Raw genomic sequence first — 16,255 nt, forward strand, 5'->3', positions numbered from 1 at the left:
TAGAGAGATAGACAACTTCTCGGAAGCAGAGGTGAGTGGCAGATGTTGACGCACGACGCAGCCCAGGAGCGTCGCCGCACGGCGCGGGTCCTGGCGAACGCGCCGCAGGCCGACCTGGAGCGGCTCTGGAAGGCATGGCCGGATCGGCCCGAGGTGCGGTACCTGCGGGGGCCGGAGGCCGGGCTCGTTATGGTGCAGGGGCGCGTCGGCGGCACCGGCGACCGCTTCAACGTGGGCGAGGCGACGGTCTCCCGCGCCACCGTTGTGGTGCGCGCGGAGGGCGGCGAGACCACCGGCACGGCGTACGTGCTGGGCAGCCACCCGGAGCACGCGGGCATCGCCGCGATCTTCGAGGCCCTGTTGGCCGGCGAGGCGCGCGATCGGGTGCTCGCCGACGTCATCGAGCCGCTGGAGGCCGCGCAGGCAGAGCGCGATGCCCTCGCGCAGGCGCAGGCGCGCAGCACCGTCGTCGACTTCTTCACCGTCGCCCGCGAGAACAGCGGGCCCGACGAGGAGGACGACGAATGACCGCCGCGACGCCGAACCGCGAGCTCACCGTCGCCGATGCCCTCACGGGGGACGTGCTGAGCGGCGGCGGACAGCAGCCGGGCTTCTCCCAGCCCGTCCACGACGCGCAGCGAGTGTTCCGCGCGGTGCTCGAGGCGCTCGGCCGCCCGACCCTGCCCCAGGCCCTCCCGCGCGTGGTCGTGCCGCCGGCGCCGCTCGGCGCCGCCGCGGGCGCGATCCTCCTCGCCCTCTGCGACGACCAGACCCCGATCTGGCTCGACAAGGCCCTGCGGGCCTCGGCGGACGTCGTGTCGTGGCTGCGTTTCCACACCGGCGCCCGCATCGTCGACGAGGCGCGTGACGCCCTGTTCGTTGTGGCCTGCTCGCCGTCGGCCGCGCCGCCCCTCGCCGACCTCGCGGCCGGCACGGACGAGGAGCCGCACCGGTCGGCGACCGTCGTGATCGACACCACCGGCGCGCGGGGGACCGGATCCTTCACCGTCACCGGTCCCGGCGTCGACGGCGAGGCCCTGTGGGACGGCGCGGGGCTGCCGGGCCGGTTCCTCGCGCCCTGGGCGCAGAACCACGCGCTCTTCCCGCGCGGCGTGGACCTGATCCTCGCATCGAGCGACCCGCACGGCGACACCGTCCGCGGTCTGCCGCGCAGCACCCGCCTGGACGGCACCGAGAACCGGAGCGTGAACTGATGTACGTCGCAGTCAAGGGTGGCGAGAAGGCCATCGCGAATGCCCACGCCCTGCTCGCGCAGCGCGGTCGGGGAGAGGCGGAGACCGAGCGGATCGGCTACGAGCAGCTCCGCGACCAGATGGGTGTGCTCATCGCGCGCGTGATGGCGGAGGGGTCGCTCTACGATCCTGATCTCGCGGCCAAGGCGCTGCTGCAGTCGCAGGGCGACGTGCTCGAGGCGGTCACGCTGATGCGCTCGTACCGCACCACGCTGCCGCGGTTCGGGGTGACCCCGGCCGTCGACACGGCCGGTCTGCCGTCCGAGCGCCGGGTCTCGGCGACCTTCAAGGACATCCCGGGCGGACAGCAGCTCGGCGCCACGTTCGACTACACCCACCGCCTGCTCGCCGACGAGCTCACCACCCCGGAGGTCCCGGTGTCCGACGCCGGCGACGCGCCCCCGGCGGCGGCGGGGGGCTCGGCGATGCCGCGCGTCACCGACCTGCTGGGCGTCGACGCGCTCATCGAACCGGATCGGCCAGAGGACTGGAGCGATCCGGATCCGGCCGACCTCACGCGCGAGCCCACCGTGTACCCGATGACTCGCGCCGAGCGCCTCCAGGCGCTGGGGCGCGGCGACGAGGGGTTCCTGCTCGCCCTCGGCTACTCGACGCAGCGCGGGTTCGGCAACAACCACCCGTTCGTCGGCGAGGTGCGCGTCGGCGAGGTCGAGGTCGAGTTCGATGCGCCGGAGCTCGGGATCACCATCCCGATCGGGCGGATCGAGGTCACCGAATGCCAGATGGTGAATCAGTTCGTGGGCAGCGCCGACCGGGCGCCGCAGTTCACCCGCGGATACGGGCTGGTGTTCGGCCGCGCCGAGCGCAAGGCGATGTCGATGTCGCTCGTGGACCGCGCGCTGCGTGCCGACGAGTTCTCGGAGCGCCGCGTCTCGCCCGCGCAGGATGAGGAGTTCGTCATCAGCCACGCCGACAACGTCCAGGCCACCGGCTTCGTCGAGCACCTGAAGCTGCCGCACTACGTCGACTTCCAGGGCGAGCTGGTGCTCATCCGGCAGCTGCACCGCGAGTTCCAGGAGCGCGTCGCCGCGACGCAGGCGGCCCGCGCCACCGAGAAGGAGGATCGTTATGCCTGAGCCCCGCATCGTCTACAACGAGGGGTACCTCGACGAGCAGACCAAGCGGGTCATCCGCCGCGCGCTGCTGAAGGCCATCGCCGTCCCCGGGTTCCAGGTGCCGTTCGCCTCGCGCGAGGTGCCCATGCCGCGCGGCTGGGGGACCGGCGGCGTGCAGGTCACGGCCGCGGTCATCGGGCAGTCCGACACGCTGAAGGTCATCGACCAGGGCGCGGACGACACGACCAACGCGGTGTCGATCCGCCAGTTCTTCGAGAAGGTCGCGGGCAGCCGCCCGACGACCCGCACGGATCTCGCCACGGTGATCCAGACCCGCCACCGCATCCCCGAGACGCCATTGGTCGAGGGACAGATCATGGTCTACCAGGTGCCGATCCCCGAGCCGCTGCGGTTCCTCGAACCGCGCGAGACCGAGACGCGTCGCCTGCACGCCCTCGAGGAGTACGGCCTGATGTACGTCAAGCTCTACGAGGACATCTCGCGCTACGGCCACATCGCCAAGACCTACGACTATCCCGTGCTCGTCGGCGGCCGGTACGTGATGGCGCCCTCTCCGATCCCGAGCTTCGACAACCCGAAGCTGCATCAGAGCCCCGCCATGCACCTCTTCGGGGCGGGCCGGGAGAAGCGCATCTACGCCGTGCCGGCCTACACCGACGTCGAGAGCCTCGGGTTCGAGGACTTCCCTTTCGAGCCGCAGCGGTTCGAGACCCCGTGCGAGGTCTGCGGCGCCGAGGGCGTCTACCTCGACGAGATCGTGATGGACGACAGGGGAACCGTTATGTACGCGTGCTCCGACACCGATCACTGCGAGCGCCGGGTGGCCGAACAGGGCCCCGCGCGGCCCGCCGAGAACAAGGAGGTCCGGGCATGAGCGGATCGCTTCCCCTGCTGAGCGTCGCGAACGCCGGTCACGCATACGGGGCCACCTTCGGCTGCCGCGGCGTCGACTTCGACCTCTGGCCCGGCGAGGTGCTGGCCATCGTCGGCGAATCGGGATCGGGCAAGTCGACGCTCCTGGGCATGCTCTCGCAGCGGCTGTCGGTCGACGAGGGCGAGATCCGCTACCGCCAGGGGGAGGAGCTCGTCGACCTGATCGCGCTGTCGGAGCGCGACGTGCGCCGCCTGTGGCGCACCGAGTGGGGCTTCGTGCACCAGCACGCCGTCGACGGGCTGCGGATGCACGTGTCGGCCGGGGGCAACATCGGCGAGCCGCTGATGGCCAACGGCGCGCGCCACTTCGGCGACATCCGCCGACAGGCCGAGGAATGGCTGGCCCGCGTGGAGATCCCCCTCGACCGCATCGACGACGCGCCCGCCACCTTCTCCGGCGGCATGCGTCAGCGCCTGCAGATCGCCCGCAACCTCGTCTTCGGGCCCCGCCTCGTCTTCATGGACGAGCCGACCTCCGGCCTCGACGTCTCGGTGCAGGCCCGCCTGCTCGACCTGATCCGATCCCTGGTCGCCGACCTCGGACTCTCGGTCATCATCGTCACCCACGACCTCGCCGTCGCGCGTCTCATCTCGCACCGCACCCTGGTGATGAAGGACGGCGCCGTGATCGAGTCGGGTCTGACGGATCGGGTGCTCGACGATCCGCAGGCCGCCTACACCCAGCTGCTCGTCTCCTCGATCCTCCAGGGCTGATCACATGACTGCGACGTCGACCGACCTCCGCCCCGACGCGGCGGCGACCCTGCCCGAGGGGGCCATCCTCAGCGTGCAGGACGTGGACAAGACCTTCACGCTGCACCTGCAGGGCCGCCAGCGCATCCCCGTGCTGGCGGGACTCACCTTCGACGTGCCCCGCGGATCCTGCGTGGTGCTCGGAGGAGAGTCCGGCGCCGGCAAGAGCACCGTGATGAAGATGGTGTACGGCTCGTACGGTGCGGGCCGCGGGCGGATCCTGCTCGACCGCGGCACGGCCGAGCGCCCGGGTGCGGTGCTGGATCTGGCCACCGCGCAGCCCCGCGAGGTGCTGGCGGCCCGGCGCGAGACGATGGGCTACGTGAGCCAGTTCCTGCGGGCCGTGCCCCGCGTCCCCGCCCTGGATGTCGTGGCCGAGCCGCTCGTCGAGCGGGGCACCGCCCGCGAGACGGCGCGCCAGAAGGCAGGGGAGATGCTCGCGCGCCTCTCGATCCCCGAGCGCCTGTGGACGCTGCCGCCCGCGACCTTCTCGGGCGGCGAGCAGCAGCGGGTGAACATCGCCCGCGGTTTCCTCGCCGAGCGGCCGCTGCTGCTGCTCGACGAGCCGACCGCGTCGCTGGACGCCCGCAACCGCGCGGTCGTCATCGACCTGATCCGCGAGCGCCTCGATCGGGGCGTGGGCATGCTCGCCATCTTCCACGACCACGACGTGCGCGACGCCGTGAGCGACGCGATCGTCGACGTGCGCGCCTTCACCCCCGGCGGCGCCGCATGACCCGCTACGCGGTCTACGCGCTGCCCGGGGCGCTCGGCGCGGCCGACGCGCCGGCGGGCACGGCGCTGCGGGCGGCGGGCGAGGGCTGGTACGCCCGCGCGGAGTTCGCCGACCTGACCACCGACCCCCGCCGGTACGGGTTCCACGGCACGCTCAAGGCGCCCTTCCGCCTGGCACCCGGGCGCACCGAGGACGAGCTGCGGGCGGCGGCCGACGCCTTCGCCGCCGGTCGCTCCGAGGCCGTGATCCGCGCCCCGCGGGTGGCCGCGCTGGGCGGGTTCCGCGCCCTCATCGCGACCGGCGACGAGGGCGACCTCGCGGCGCTCGCCGCCGACGCGGTGCGGGGGTTCGAGCCGTTCCGGGCCCCGCTGAGCGACGCGGACATCGCGCGCCGCGACCCCGCGCGCCTGACGTCGCGGCAGCGGGAGCTGTTCGCGCAGTACGGCTACCCGTACGTGCTCGACGAGTTCCGGTTCCACCTGACCCTGACCGATCCCGTCCCGGACGACCGCGCCGGCGAGGTCGACCGAGCGCTGTCCGCCCACTTCGCCGATCTCGTCGGCGTCGACGTCCCGCTGCGCGCCGTCGCGCTGTTCGTCGAAGCGGCCCCGGGTGCCCCCTTCGAGATCCTCTCCGTCCATCCCTTCTCCGAGGAGACCTCCGCATGAGCAACGAGACCGTCTTCACCAACGCCCGGATCGTGCTGCGCGACGAGGTGGTCCATGGGTCTGTGCGCGTCGCCGACGGCATGATCGCCGACATCTCGTCGACCCCGACGACGACGGGCGAGGACCTGCACGGCGACTTCCTGATGCCGGGCATCGTCGAGGTGCACACCGACCAGGTCGAGGCCCACTTCCAGCCGCGACCGAAGCGCTACTGGGATCCGATCCCGGCCGTCATCGCCCACGACGCGCAGATGGCGGCGTCCGGGATGACGACCGTGCTCGACGCGCTGCGCATCGGCACGGGCCCGACCGACGGCAACAGCATGGCGCGGAACGCGCGCACGCTGGTCGACGCCGTGGTGCACGCCGCGGACTCGGGCCTGCTGCGCGCCGACCACTTCGTGCACCTGCGCTGCGAGGTGTCCACGCCGGATGTCGTGGACGTGTTCGATCAGGTGGGCCTCCACGAGCGCGTGCGCATGGTGTCGCTCATGGACCACACCCCGGGCCAGCGTCAGTACGCCGACGTCGAGGCCTTCCGCACGTACATGGTCGGCAAGGGGCGCCTGACCAACGACGAGTTCGACGCCCACGTCGTCGAGCTGCACCGGCTGTCGGCCGCGTACGCCGACCCGCACCGCCGTCAGATGGCCGAGCGTGCGACCGCCCGCGGGATCACCATGGCCGCGCACGACGACGCCACGCAGGCGCACGTCGACGAGAGCACGGCGCTGGGCGTCGGCATCTCGGAGTTCCCGACCACGGTCGACGCCGCCCGCGCCGCCCGTGCGGCGGGGCAGCTCGTGGTGATGGGCGCGCCGAACATCGTGCGCGGCGGATCGCACTCCGGCAACGTGGCGGCGTCCGAGCTGCTGGCGGAGGGGCTGCTCGACATCCTCTCCAGCGACTACGTGCCCGCGAGCCCGTTGCAGGCCGCCTTCCTGCTGTTCGCGCGGGGAGACCTCACCCTGCCCGCCGCCTCGCGGCTGATCAGCGCGAACCCCGCGAAGGCCGTCGGTCTGGACGACCGGGGATCCATCGCGATCGGAACCCGCGGCGACCTCATCCGGGTGCACGCCTACGACGAGGCGCCGTCCGAGCAGCACCCGCTCGGCGTGCCGGTGCCGATCGTCCGTGCCGTCTGGCGCGAGGGAGCGCGGGTCGCATGACCGGGGCGTTCGTCGCCGTGGTCGGGCCTTCCGGGTCCGGGAAGGACGCGGTGCTCGACTGGGCGCGCACGCGGCTCGCCGGCTCGCGGTTCCTGTTCCCGCGGCGCGTGATCACCCGCCCGTCGGGGCCGGGGGAGGACCACGTGCCGGTGGCGCCGGAGGCCTTCGCCGCCGCCGAGGCGGCCGGTCGGTTCGCGCTGACCTGGCGCGCGCACGGCCTCGCGTACGGCGTCCCGGTGTCGGTGTCCGAGGCGATCGCCGACGGGTGGGTGGTGGTCGCCAACGTGTCGCGCGAGGTGCTGCCGGCGCTGGAGGGCGCCTTCGGCCGCGCGCACACGGTGCGGATCACGGTGTCCGACGAGGTGCGCCGCGCCCGCATCGCCGCGCGGGGCCGCGAGAACTCCGCCGACGCGCAGGCGCGCCTCGACCGCCCCGACCCGGCGCCCGGGTTCCGGGTCGACCTCGAGATCGTCAACGACGGGACGCTCGAGGACGCGGGGTCCCTGCTGGTCGACTTCCTGAGGGGCGTGGAGGCGCGCACCCTCGCGCGCTGAGCGGCCGCACGCGGTCAGACGGCGATGTCGTCCTCGACGGCGCCCTCGTCGAGGTATCGCACGAGCGAGGCCACGGCGGCCCGCCCCGCGCGGTTGGCGCCGACGGTCGACTGCGACGGCCCGAAGCCGATGAGGTGCACGCGCGGCTCGCCGGCGACCTGAGTGCCGCGCATCGTGATGCCGCCGAGCTCGTTGCGCAGGTACAGCGGATCGAGGTGGCTCAGATCGGCGCGGAAGCCGGTCGCCCAGAGGATCGCGTCGACCGGGGTGAGGGATCCGTCCGCCTCGCGCACCCCGTCCGGCTCGACGCGGGTGAACATGGGCCGTCGCACGAGCGCACCGCGATCCCGCGCCCGGCGCGCGGCGGGGCTCCAGCCGAGCCCGGTGTAGCCCACGACGCTGCCGGTCGGGCGGCCCGCCTCGACATCGGCGGTGACCTTGTCGATGGTGCTGCGGCCGGTCGTCTCGGGGTCGAACTCGCCCTCGATGAACACGGGCTCCCGGCGGGTGTACCAGTGGGTCTCGGCCACGCGCGAGATCTCCTCGAGCTGCTGCACGGCGGAGATCCCGCCGCCGACGATCGCGACGCGTTGGCCGGCGAAGTCCTCGAGTCGGCCGTACTCGCGGGTGTGCAGCTGCCGCCCCCGGAACGTCTCCGCCCCGGGGTAGCTCGGGCGGACCGGGTTCCCCCAGGTGCCCGTCGCGTTGATGATCGCGTGGGCGCGCCACGGCCCGCGATCCGTCGCGACGATCAGCTCGCCCTGCTCGTCGTCGTCCGCGTAGTCGACCGACAGCACCCGCACCGGCCGCAGGATCGCGGGGTCGTAGCGATCCTCGAAGTCCGCGAAGTAGCGCGGGACGGCCGTGCTGCTCGCCTCCTGCGCGTCCATCTCGGGCTGCGCGAGGCCCGGGAGGTCGAAGATCCGGTTGAGGCTGCCGACGGTGAGCGACGCCCACCGGTGCTGCCAGGCGCCGCCCGGGGCGGGATTCGCGTCGAGCACCACATACGACCGCGCCGCCGTGGGAGAGGTGAGGGCGCTCGCGAAGCCGGCGCGCTGCAGATGGAACGCGGCCGACAGGCCCGCCTGCCCGGCGCCGACGACCACGACGGAGGCGGTGCGGGGCGTGCTCATGCTGAGATCAACCGCCCGCGCCTGCGCGGCATTCCGGCGAGCGTGCGCGTCCGCACGGGCTACTTCTTCTTGCGGACCCGATCCTGGGCGCTCCTGGGCGGGTCGACCGTGACGTCGAGCGGCGGGTGGGCGCCCCCGCGCGACTCCCAGAAGCCCTCGACGCCCTTGGCCGCATGGGTCGCCGCGCGCACGCAGCGCTCGTCGGCCCAGCTGTTCAGGCGGTGCCCGGCGTGACCGCGCACGTGCTCGAGCACCACATCCGGCAGGCCGGCCGCGCGGCGGGCGTCGCGGGCCTCGATGAGGGCCTCGAGGATGTCGACGTTCTTCACCGGCTGCTTGGCCGAGGTCTTCCAGCCGCGGCGCTTGTGGCCGTCCATCCACGACCCGTAGGTGTTGATGGCGTACATCGAGTCGGCCTGGATCGTGAGGTGCGTCACGTGGGCGTTGTCGCGGATGCCGCGCAGCAGCGCCGTGAGCTCGCCGATGTTGTTCGTGCCGGCGGGGATCGCGCCCGCCGCCCACTGCCCGTCCTCGCCGACCCACGCCCAGCCGGTGGGGCCGGGGTTGCCCTGGCAGGCGCCGTCGGTGGCGATCACATAGGAATCCGAGGCGGAGGCGTCGCGGGGAGTTTCAGGCACCCGTCAACGGTAACCGCGTCGCGCCCCCGGCCCGGGCCGGATGGCCCGCAACTCCGTAACGAGCAGGAAACAGCGGCTCGCGTAGTCTCGCGCCAGACGAGGAGGCGGCATGCGCGACATCCGGATGCAGCGGGGCGGCGGACGATTCACCCTGGGCACCCCCGAGCAGCGCATGCTGGGCGCGCTGTCGGCCACTCTCGGCGTCGCGCTCGAGCCGGCGATGCTGATCCTGGACGGCGAGACCCGCCTCGAGATCGAGGGCGCGGCGCCCGACGCGAGCGTGGTGTGCCAGATCGTCGCCAACCAGGGGGCGTTCACCTCTCAGCACCGCAACCGCGTGCACGCGAACCTCTACAAGCTCGCCTGGCTCGCCACGTCGGTGTTCCCGGATGCGCGAGCCGTTCTGGCCGTCAGCCCGACGACCGCGCAGGCGTTCACCCCGACCGGATGGGCGACGCTGGCCGCCCACGACCTGGGCGTCGAGGTCTTCACGGTCGCGGACGACCTCGCCGTCGCGCCGGTCCCCGGCACCGTCCGCTGACGCCGCAGCCGACACCGCCGCCGATACCGAGGGATTTCACGGGGGCGAAACACGCCGGCCCGTCCCGGGAAACACGGCGCTCGTAATCTGACGGCAGATGGACCTCCGCGGGGCAAGCGCACGAAAGTGATTCGCCCCGCACGCTCTCCACTCAGCAGCCCTGGATCGAGCCTGTGGAGGACCCGTGTCGTTTATCCCCGCCCCACCCGTGAGCGCCGCCGAGCGCCCCACCTCGCCGGACCCGCTGCGGCGGACGCTCGGCCACATGGCCACGTCGGTGACGATCGTGACCACCACGCACGACGGGACCCCGCACGGGTTCACCGCGAACAGCTTCGCGGCCGTGTCGCGCAACCCGCCCCTCGTCACGGTCTTCCTCGACGAGTCGGCCGAGTGCTATCCGGTGTTCGAGGTCGCGGAGCACGTCGCGATCAACGTGCTCGCCGACGGCCAGGATCACCTCGCCCGGGCCTTCGCCACTCGGGGCGCGGACAAGTTCGCCATCGCCGACGTCGAGGAGGCGCACCACGCGCCGATCCTCCGCGATGCGATGGCGACCATCCTCGGGGCGATCCAGGAGCGCTACGTGGTGGGCGACCACCTGATGCTGCTGGTCGCCGTCGACGACGTGCACTACCGCGATCGCGAGCCCCTCGTGTACCACAACCGCGTCTTCAGAAAGCTGGTGTGACCCGCATGGATACCCCGACCTCAGCCATCTCCGTCCGCGGTGCCCGCAAGGTGTACGGCGCGTCGCCGAACGCGCTGGTCGCGCTCGACGGCGTCGACCTCGAGATCCCCGCCGGGCGCTTCGTCAGCGTGATCGGACCCTCCGGATGCGGCAAGTCGTCGCTCCTGCGCCTCATCGGCAGCCTGGAGCAGCCGGACGGGGGCGACGTCGAGGTGTTCGGCGTCTCGCCCGAGGCCGCGTGCGCCGCGAAGCTCGTCGGCTTCGTGCCGCAGACGCCCGCCCTGCTGCCCTGGCTGAACGTGCTGCAGAACGTGACTCTGCCGCACCGGATCAACCGGGGTGCCGAGCGCCGCCGACCCGTCGCCTCCGGAGCCTCCGCCGGCCCCGCGCCGGATCTCGAGCAGCTGCTGCGCGACGTCGGTCTCGGCGGCGCCCTTCACAAGCTGCCCGCCCAGCTGTCGGGCGGAATGCAGCAGCGCACCGCGATCGTGCGGGCGCTGGGGCTGCGGCCCGAGGTCCTGCTCATGGACGAGCCGTTCTCGGCGCTGGACGAGTTCACCCGCGAGGTGCTGCAGGAGCAGCTGCTCGACCTCTGGGACGAGATCAAGACCACCGTCGTGTTCGTGACGCACTCGGTCACCGAGGCCGTGCGGCTCTCGGACACCGTGGTGGTGATGGCGCCGCGGCCGGGCCGGATCGTCGACGTGATCGACATCGGCCTGCCCCGCCCGCGCAGCGCGCGCCAGATCAAGACCCCCGAGTTCCACGCGTACGAGGACCTCATCCGCGACCGGCTGCAGTCGGCGTGGCAGTCTCCCGACCTCTCCACCGCCGCCTGAGGAGCACCGTCATGACCGCACTCGATGCCCCCACCGGTCTCGCCGAGACCCCCGCCCCCGCTGCGCGCATCGCCGCGCCCCCGGCCGCGCGCACCCTGCCGGCGTCGCTGCGCCCGAGCCGCTGGCTGCCGATCGTCCTGATGATCCTGGCGCTCGCCGCCCTGTGGCAGATCACCGCTCAGGGGATGCCCTACCTTCTGCCGCCGCTGCAGGCGATCGCGGAGACCCTCATCGGGAACCCGGCCTACTACCTCGAGAACGCGTGGATCACCCTGCAGGAGGCCCTGATCGGGCTGGCGATCGCCTTCGTCGGCTCGTCGATCCTCGCGGTCGCGATCAGCGAGGTCGCGGTGCTGCGCCGCGCGATCATGCCGATCGCCGTGGTGCTGAACGTGACGCCGCTGGTCGCCATCGCCCCCGCGCTGGTCGTCGCGTTCGGGTTCGGCCCCGAGCCGAAGCTGATCGTGACTGCGATCATCTGCTTCTTCCCGATCCTGATCAACGTGTCCGTGGGCCTGCGCTCCGTCCCCACGGCCGTGCTGCAGTTCTACAAGACGATCCACGCGTCGCGTGCCGAGATGCTCTGGCACGTGCGCGTCCCGAGCGCCCTGCCGTACCTGTTCGCCGCGCTGAAGATCGTCTTCCCGCTGTCGATCGTCGGCGCGGTCGTCGCCGAGATGTTCGCCCCCGGCGCCTCCGAGGGGCTCGGCACCGCGATCGGCCTGGCGAGCTCGAACAACAAGCTGCCCGTCATCTACGCGTCGATCTTCATGCTCGCGCTGATGGGCGCCGCCCTGCTCGGACTCATCACCGCCGTCGAGCGGCGGGCGCTGCGCTGGCACGAGACGCACGCCGACGGCGCCTGACCGCACGCCGGTTCCGCGCCCGATCCGCCCGCCCGAAACCCCGCCCGATCCGCCCGCCCGTCCCGCCCGGGGCGTCGCGTCGGCACCCCCTTGTCTCCGGCACCCGCCGGCCCCGCACAGCACCCCCACCCGATGCACCAGACAGGAGTCCCATGGCCCTCCCCACCGCCCTCCGCGCCCCCGTGGCCGCGATCGCCATCGCCGCGGCCGCCGCACTCTCCGCCTGCTCCGCCCAGGCCCCGGCGGATGTCCCCGCCGCCGCCGAACCGGGAGGCGAGGCGGCGATCTCCGACGACCGCTGCGCCCTCAACCGCGAGGCGGGCACCGTCACCTACCTGACCGGCTACCAGTACCAGGCATCCGCCTCGATCCTCGAGATCCTCGCGGCCGAGGAGCTCGGCTACTTCGACGCCCTCTGCATCGACCTCGAGATCCAGCCCGGCACCGGCGACACCGGACAGAACACTCAGCTCGTCGCGAGCGATCAGGTGCAGTTCACGTCGGTGAGCCAGCAGAACCTGCTGCAGGCCCAGGACACCGGGATCGACATCCGCGGCATCTCGTCGTACTCCAACGTGGGGCTGGAGGTGCTGATGACCGGAACCGACATCACCGACCTCACGCAGCTCGACGGCACGATCCTCGGTCACAAGGGCGACCTGCCGCCGGCCGTGCACGCCATGCTCGACAACGCCGGAGTCGACGTCGGCAGCTTGCAGCAGGTGGTCGTCGGATATGACCCGAGCGTTCTGCCGAGGGGCCAGGTGCAGTCGCTGACCGGCTTCATCTCGAACGAGCCCAACCTGCTCGAGGCCGCGGGCGAGGAGGTCACGGTCTGGCGGCCGTACGACCTCGATGTGCCGTCGTCGCTCGGTGCGCTCACAGTCAACCCGGCGTTCGCGCAGGACCACCCGACCGTCGTCGAGGACTTCCTGCGGGCGTCGTTCCACGCCTTCGAGCACTGCGAGGACAACGGCGAGGAATGCGTCGGATATGCCGCCGACCTCTCCGGCGAGGGCTACGACGCCGCGCACAACCTGAAGATCTGGGAGACCGAGGTCGGCATCATCCGCGACACCCAGACCGGCGACCTGGGGGCCATCGACCTCGACAACGTCGCCGCGATCGCGACGATGCTCGACGACTACGCCCTGCTGGAGACCCCGCTGACGCCGGCCGAGGCGCAGGCCTTCTTCCTGCCCGACGTCGTCCCGGCGATCTACGACGCCGGCGAGCTGGTGTGGCCGGCGCCCTGATCCCGGACCGCCGCCCCCACGACACGACTACCTGAAGGAGCATCACATGGACACCAAGGAATACGGCGTCTTCCTGCCCAACGCCGCCGGCGGTTGGATGATCTCGTCGACGGCGCCCTACCCGCCGGCGAGCTACGACTACAACCGTCGCACGGCCCGGCTCGCCGAGGACATCGGCCTGGACTTCGTGATGGCGATGGCGAAGTGGCGGGGCTTCGGCGGACCGACCGATCACTGGGGCGAGACGCTCGAGTCGATGACGATGATGGCGGGGCTCGCCGAGGCGACCGAGCGCGTCAAGATCTGGGCCACCGTGCACGCCAACATGCAGAACCCCGCGTTCGCGGCGAAGGTGTTCACGACGCTGCAGCAGATCGCCGGCGGCCGCGCCGGGATGAACATCGTCAACGGCGCGTACGCCGAGGAGTTCGAGCAGATGGGGGTCTGGGACCCGGATCTCAGCCACGACGCGCGCTATCGGATGACGGAGGAGTGGACCCAGGCCGTGCTGCGGCTGTGGTCCGAGCCCTCCGTGACGATGAACGGCGAGTTCTTCACCCTCACCGAATGCGAGTCGCGGCCGCACCCCGATCCGCGCCCGACGATCATCAGCGCCGGCCGATCCGACAGCGGACGGGCCTTCCAGGCGGCATACGCCGACGGGGCCTTCCTCGGGGCCGACAGCCTGGAGGACATGCGCGACCTGTCACGCGATGTGCACGAGCGGGCGGCGGCCCTCGGCCGCTCGGTGCGGACCTACTCGATGCTCACGATCGTGCAGGACGAGACCGACGCCGCCGCCGAGGCCCGGGCCGCCCGCTACGGCGAGGGCATCGACCGCGTCGCGCTGAGCAACATGCGCCGCTCGTGGGGCTGGGACGCCCAGCGCGCCCTCGCCTGGGCGCAGGACGCGAAGGGGGAGGAGGCGTTCCAGACGCCGTACGTGACCGGCACCGCCGAGACGATCTCCGAGCGCATCCTCACGGTCCTCGACACCGCCGAGCTCGACGGGCTGATGCTGATCTTCCCGGACTACCTCGAGGACATGCCCGCGTTCGGCGAGGGTGTCCTTCCCGCGCTGCGGGCCCACGAGAACGCCGAGCTCGTCTCGTGAGCGCGCTGCGCGAACGCCAGCTCGCGGCCCTCGCCCGCGAGCGCCCGGCCCTGGTCGTCGTCGACGTCCAGCGCTCCTTCGGCGATCCGGAGATGCTGGGCGGTCACGGGCTGGACGCGGCGGCCCAGGCGTCGGTCGCCGCGGCGATCGAGCGCTGCGCCGTACTCGTCGCGGACGCCCGTGCCCTGGGCGTGCCGGTCTACTGGGTGGAGCTCGGCACCGTCACCCCGTGGCGGGCGAGCCAGTGGCTGCGCGACGGCGACCTCGACGCCGCGCTCGGCGACGACGAGCCCTGCGTCGTCGGCACCCCCGGCGCCGAGTGGTACGGCGTGCAGCCGCTCGCGGGCGAGGCGCGCGTGCGGAAGACGGGCTACAGCGGCTTCCTGCACACCGACCTCGCCGCCCGCCTGCGGGTGGACGGGATCGGATGGGTCGCGGTTGTGGGGCTCACCACCGAGTGCTGCATCCAGGCGACCGCGACCGATGCGATCCAGCTCGGCTGGCCGGTCTACATCCCCGATGACGCGACGGCCGCGTACGACGTCGCGCTGCACGCGGCCGCTCTGGAGCAGCTGGCCCTCAACGTCGCCGTGATCGGGTCGAGCAGCGAGCTCTCGGGCCTGTGGGCCGGATCCGCCCTCGCGGCGGACCTCGTCCGGGCCGGGGCGGGGGCCGGCGCATGAGCGGCATGCACATCGCCTTCGACCTGTCGTTCACCCACACGGAGGGACGCTGGGCGCGCCCCGGGTCCTGGGTCGGCCGCACGTTCCCCGACGTGCGGATGTTCCAGGAGATCGCCGTCACCGCCGAGCGCGCGGGGGTCGAGATGCTCTTCTTCGGCGACGGCAGCGGCATCCCGGACACCTGGCGCGGATCCATCGATCCTGCGGTGGAATGGGGGATCCAGTGGCCGCGTCAGGACATGAGCCCCTTCATCGCGGCGATGGCGGCGGTGACCGAGCGGATCGGCTTCGGCCTGACGTACTCGTCGACGTTCATGCATCCGTTCTACGTCGCGCGGCTGCTCAACTCGCTCGATCACGTCACGGGCGGCCGCATCGCGTTCAACGTCGTCGCCTCGACGCGCAGCGCCGACGCGGCCAACTACGGCTTCGACGAGCTGCTCGAGCACGACCTGCGGTACGAGCGCATGGAGGAGTTCGTCGACGTGTGCCGGGCCCTGTGGGACTCGGTGCCGCCGGAGGCGATCGTGATGGATCGCGACACGGGACGATTCGCGGATCCCGCGCTGATCGCGCCCATCGACCATCGTGGCCGGTTCTTCCAGGTCAAGGGGCCCTTGAGCACCATGCCGAGCCCGCAGGGCCACCCGGTGCTCGTGCAGGCGGGGGCGTCGCCGCGCGGCATCTCGGCGTCGGCCCGGTTCGCCGATGTCGTCTTCGGCTTCGGCGGCGCGCTGGCCGGGCAGCAGCGCCATCGCCGGGCTCTCGACGATGCACTGCGCGCCGAGGGGCGCGACCCCGACGGCGTGGGCATCCTGTGGGCCACGCAGGTCATCGTGGGGCGCACCGCCGAGGAGGCCGCCGGACGCCGCGCCGACGTGCTGCGGTTCTGGAACGAGGACGCGGTGGGCGCCTACATCTCCCACAACGCCGGCTTCGACTTCTCGGAGGTGCCGGAGAGCTTCGCGATCGGCGAGCTGCTCGAGTGGATCCGCGCGGCGCAGGCCAGCCCGATGGGCTTCGTCGGCGCGCTGGTCGCCGAGCACGGCGAGCATCACCAGATGACGCGCGCCGAGCTCTTCGAGCACGGCTGGCGCAGCGCCACGGGGCTGGATCACACGCTCTGCGGTGCACCGGAGGAGATCGCCGATCGTCTGGAGCAGAACTTCCTCGACACCGGATCGCGGGGCGGCTACATGTTCACCACGCCGCTGGCGACGCCCTCAGGGCTCGACGACATCGCCGAGCTGCTGGTCCCGGTGCTGCGACGTCGGGGAGCGCTCGCCGAGCAGGGCGGGGCCCGCACCCTGCGCGAGACCCTGAGCACCTGA

At 72.3% G+C, this 16,255-nt stretch carries 19 protein-coding genes; 17 read left to right on the plus strand and 2 right to left on the minus strand.

From position 1 onward, the window contains the following. The first annotated feature begins 42 nt into the window (after positions 1 to 42). Genes phnG through phnN form a run of 9 tightly spaced genes read left to right on the plus strand, consistent with a single transcriptional unit; the run spans position 43 to position 7,163 of the window. Positions 43 to 528, plus strand: coding sequence for a phosphonate C-P lyase system protein PhnG (gene phnG / locus ACOKGD_RS05245; protein WP_342335328.1), 486 nt, complete (start codon positions 43 to 45; stop codon positions 526 to 528). Continuing rightward, positions 525 to 1,214 (plus strand): phosphonate C-P lyase system protein PhnH, encoded by a 690-nt coding sequence (gene phnH, locus ACOKGD_RS05250; RefSeq protein ID WP_342335327.1) that lies wholly within the window; start codon positions 525 to 527, stop codon positions 1,212 to 1,214. Before phnG ends, phnH begins: the two co-directional genes overlap by 4 nt. Beyond that, positions 1,214 to 2,350, plus strand: a complete 1,137-nt coding sequence (locus ACOKGD_RS05255; RefSeq protein ID WP_342335325.1) for a carbon-phosphorus lyase complex subunit PhnI — start codon at positions 1,214 to 1,216, stop codon at positions 2,348 to 2,350. The genes phnH and ACOKGD_RS05255 overlap by 1 nt, the downstream gene beginning before the upstream one ends. Beyond that, positions 2,343 to 3,224 carry an alpha-D-ribose 1-methylphosphonate 5-phosphate C-P-lyase PhnJ gene (locus ACOKGD_RS05260; RefSeq protein ID WP_342335324.1) on the plus strand — a complete coding sequence of 294 codons (882 nt, stop codon included), beginning with the start codon at positions 2,343 to 2,345 and terminating at the stop codon, positions 3,222 to 3,224. Before ACOKGD_RS05255 ends, ACOKGD_RS05260 begins: the two co-directional genes overlap by 8 nt. Continuing rightward, on the plus strand, positions 3,221 to 3,997 hold the full coding sequence (gene phnK / locus ACOKGD_RS05265) for a phosphonate C-P lyase system protein PhnK (protein WP_342335323.1): 777 nt from the start codon (positions 3,221 to 3,223) through the stop codon (positions 3,995 to 3,997). The genes ACOKGD_RS05260 and phnK overlap by 4 nt, the downstream gene beginning before the upstream one ends. Before the next feature lie 4 nt (positions 3,998 to 4,001). Then, entirely contained in the window at positions 4,002 to 4,772 is a 771-nt protein-coding gene (gene phnL / locus ACOKGD_RS05270; RefSeq protein ID WP_342335321.1) for a phosphonate C-P lyase system protein PhnL, read from the plus strand. Further along, a complete protein-coding gene (locus ACOKGD_RS05275) occupies positions 4,769 to 5,440 on the plus strand; it encodes a DUF1045 domain-containing protein (protein WP_342335318.1) in 672 nt (223 codons plus the stop codon). The genes phnL and ACOKGD_RS05275 overlap by 4 nt, the downstream gene beginning before the upstream one ends. Further along, on the plus strand, positions 5,437 to 6,609 hold the full coding sequence (locus tag ACOKGD_RS05280; RefSeq protein WP_342335316.1) for an alpha-D-ribose 1-methylphosphonate 5-triphosphate diphosphatase: 1,173 nt from the start codon (positions 5,437 to 5,439) through the stop codon (positions 6,607 to 6,609). Before ACOKGD_RS05275 ends, ACOKGD_RS05280 begins: the two co-directional genes overlap by 4 nt. Next, positions 6,606 to 7,163 carry a phosphonate metabolism protein/1,5-bisphosphokinase (PRPP-forming) PhnN gene (gene phnN / locus ACOKGD_RS05285; protein ID WP_342335315.1) on the plus strand — a complete coding sequence of 186 codons (558 nt, stop codon included), beginning with the start codon at positions 6,606 to 6,608 and terminating at the stop codon, positions 7,161 to 7,163. The genes ACOKGD_RS05280 and phnN overlap by 4 nt, the downstream gene beginning before the upstream one ends. Positions 7,164 to 7,177: 14 nt before the next feature. On the opposite strand, the gene ACOKGD_RS05290 is transcribed toward phnN, so the two are convergent. After that, a complete protein-coding gene (locus tag ACOKGD_RS05290) occupies positions 7,178 to 8,296 on the minus strand; it encodes an NAD(P)-binding domain-containing protein (RefSeq protein ID WP_342335313.1) in 1,119 nt (372 codons plus the stop codon). 59 nt (positions 8,297 to 8,355) lie between these two features. After that, on the minus strand, positions 8,356 to 8,934 hold the full coding sequence (locus ACOKGD_RS05295) for a ribonuclease H family protein (RefSeq protein ID WP_342335311.1): 579 nt from the start codon (positions 8,932 to 8,934) through the stop codon (positions 8,356 to 8,358). Positions 8,935 to 9,043: 109 nt separating this feature from the next. Here ACOKGD_RS05295 and ACOKGD_RS05300 point away from each other — a divergent pair, with 109 nt between their 5' ends. The 8 genes from ACOKGD_RS05300 to ACOKGD_RS05335 all read left to right on the plus strand — a co-directional run bounded on the left by ACOKGD_RS05300 (position 9,044) and on the right by ACOKGD_RS05335 (position 16,255). Beyond that, on the plus strand, positions 9,044 to 9,475 hold the full coding sequence (locus tag ACOKGD_RS05300) for a hypothetical protein (RefSeq protein ID WP_342335309.1): 432 nt from the start codon (positions 9,044 to 9,046) through the stop codon (positions 9,473 to 9,475). Between the two features lie 184 nt (positions 9,476 to 9,659). Beyond that, positions 9,660 to 10,166 carry a flavin reductase family protein gene (locus ACOKGD_RS05305; RefSeq protein ID WP_342335307.1) on the plus strand — a complete coding sequence of 169 codons (507 nt, stop codon included), beginning with the start codon at positions 9,660 to 9,662 and terminating at the stop codon, positions 10,164 to 10,166. 5 nt (positions 10,167 to 10,171) lie between these two features. Next, positions 10,172 to 11,005 (plus strand): ABC transporter ATP-binding protein, encoded by an 834-nt coding sequence (locus ACOKGD_RS05310; protein ID WP_342335548.1) that lies wholly within the window; start codon positions 10,172 to 10,174, stop codon positions 11,003 to 11,005. 11 nt (positions 11,006 to 11,016) lie between these two features. Beyond that, positions 11,017 to 11,871, plus strand: a complete 855-nt coding sequence (locus tag ACOKGD_RS05315; RefSeq protein WP_342335306.1) for an ABC transporter permease — start codon at positions 11,017 to 11,019, stop codon at positions 11,869 to 11,871. Between the two features lie 152 nt (positions 11,872 to 12,023). Then, positions 12,024 to 13,127 (plus strand): ABC transporter substrate-binding protein, encoded by a 1,104-nt coding sequence (locus tag ACOKGD_RS05320; RefSeq protein WP_342335305.1) that lies wholly within the window; start codon positions 12,024 to 12,026, stop codon positions 13,125 to 13,127. Positions 13,128 to 13,173: 46 nt separating this feature from the next. Next, entirely contained in the window at positions 13,174 to 14,241 is a 1,068-nt protein-coding gene (locus ACOKGD_RS05325) for an LLM class flavin-dependent oxidoreductase (protein ID WP_342335303.1), read from the plus strand. Continuing rightward, positions 14,238 to 14,924, plus strand: coding sequence for a cysteine hydrolase family protein (locus tag ACOKGD_RS05330; protein ID WP_342335302.1), 687 nt, complete (start codon positions 14,238 to 14,240; stop codon positions 14,922 to 14,924). The genes ACOKGD_RS05325 and ACOKGD_RS05330 overlap by 4 nt, the downstream gene beginning before the upstream one ends. Further along, positions 14,921 to 16,255 (plus strand): NtaA/DmoA family FMN-dependent monooxygenase, encoded by a 1,335-nt coding sequence (locus ACOKGD_RS05335; protein ID WP_342335301.1) that lies wholly within the window; start codon positions 14,921 to 14,923, stop codon positions 16,253 to 16,255. Before ACOKGD_RS05330 ends, ACOKGD_RS05335 begins: the two co-directional genes overlap by 4 nt.

Source organism: Microbacterium phosphatis (genome assembly GCF_049177115.1).
Classification (GTDB): domain Bacteria; phylum Actinomycetota; class Actinomycetes; order Actinomycetales; family Microbacteriaceae; genus Microbacterium; species Microbacterium phosphatis.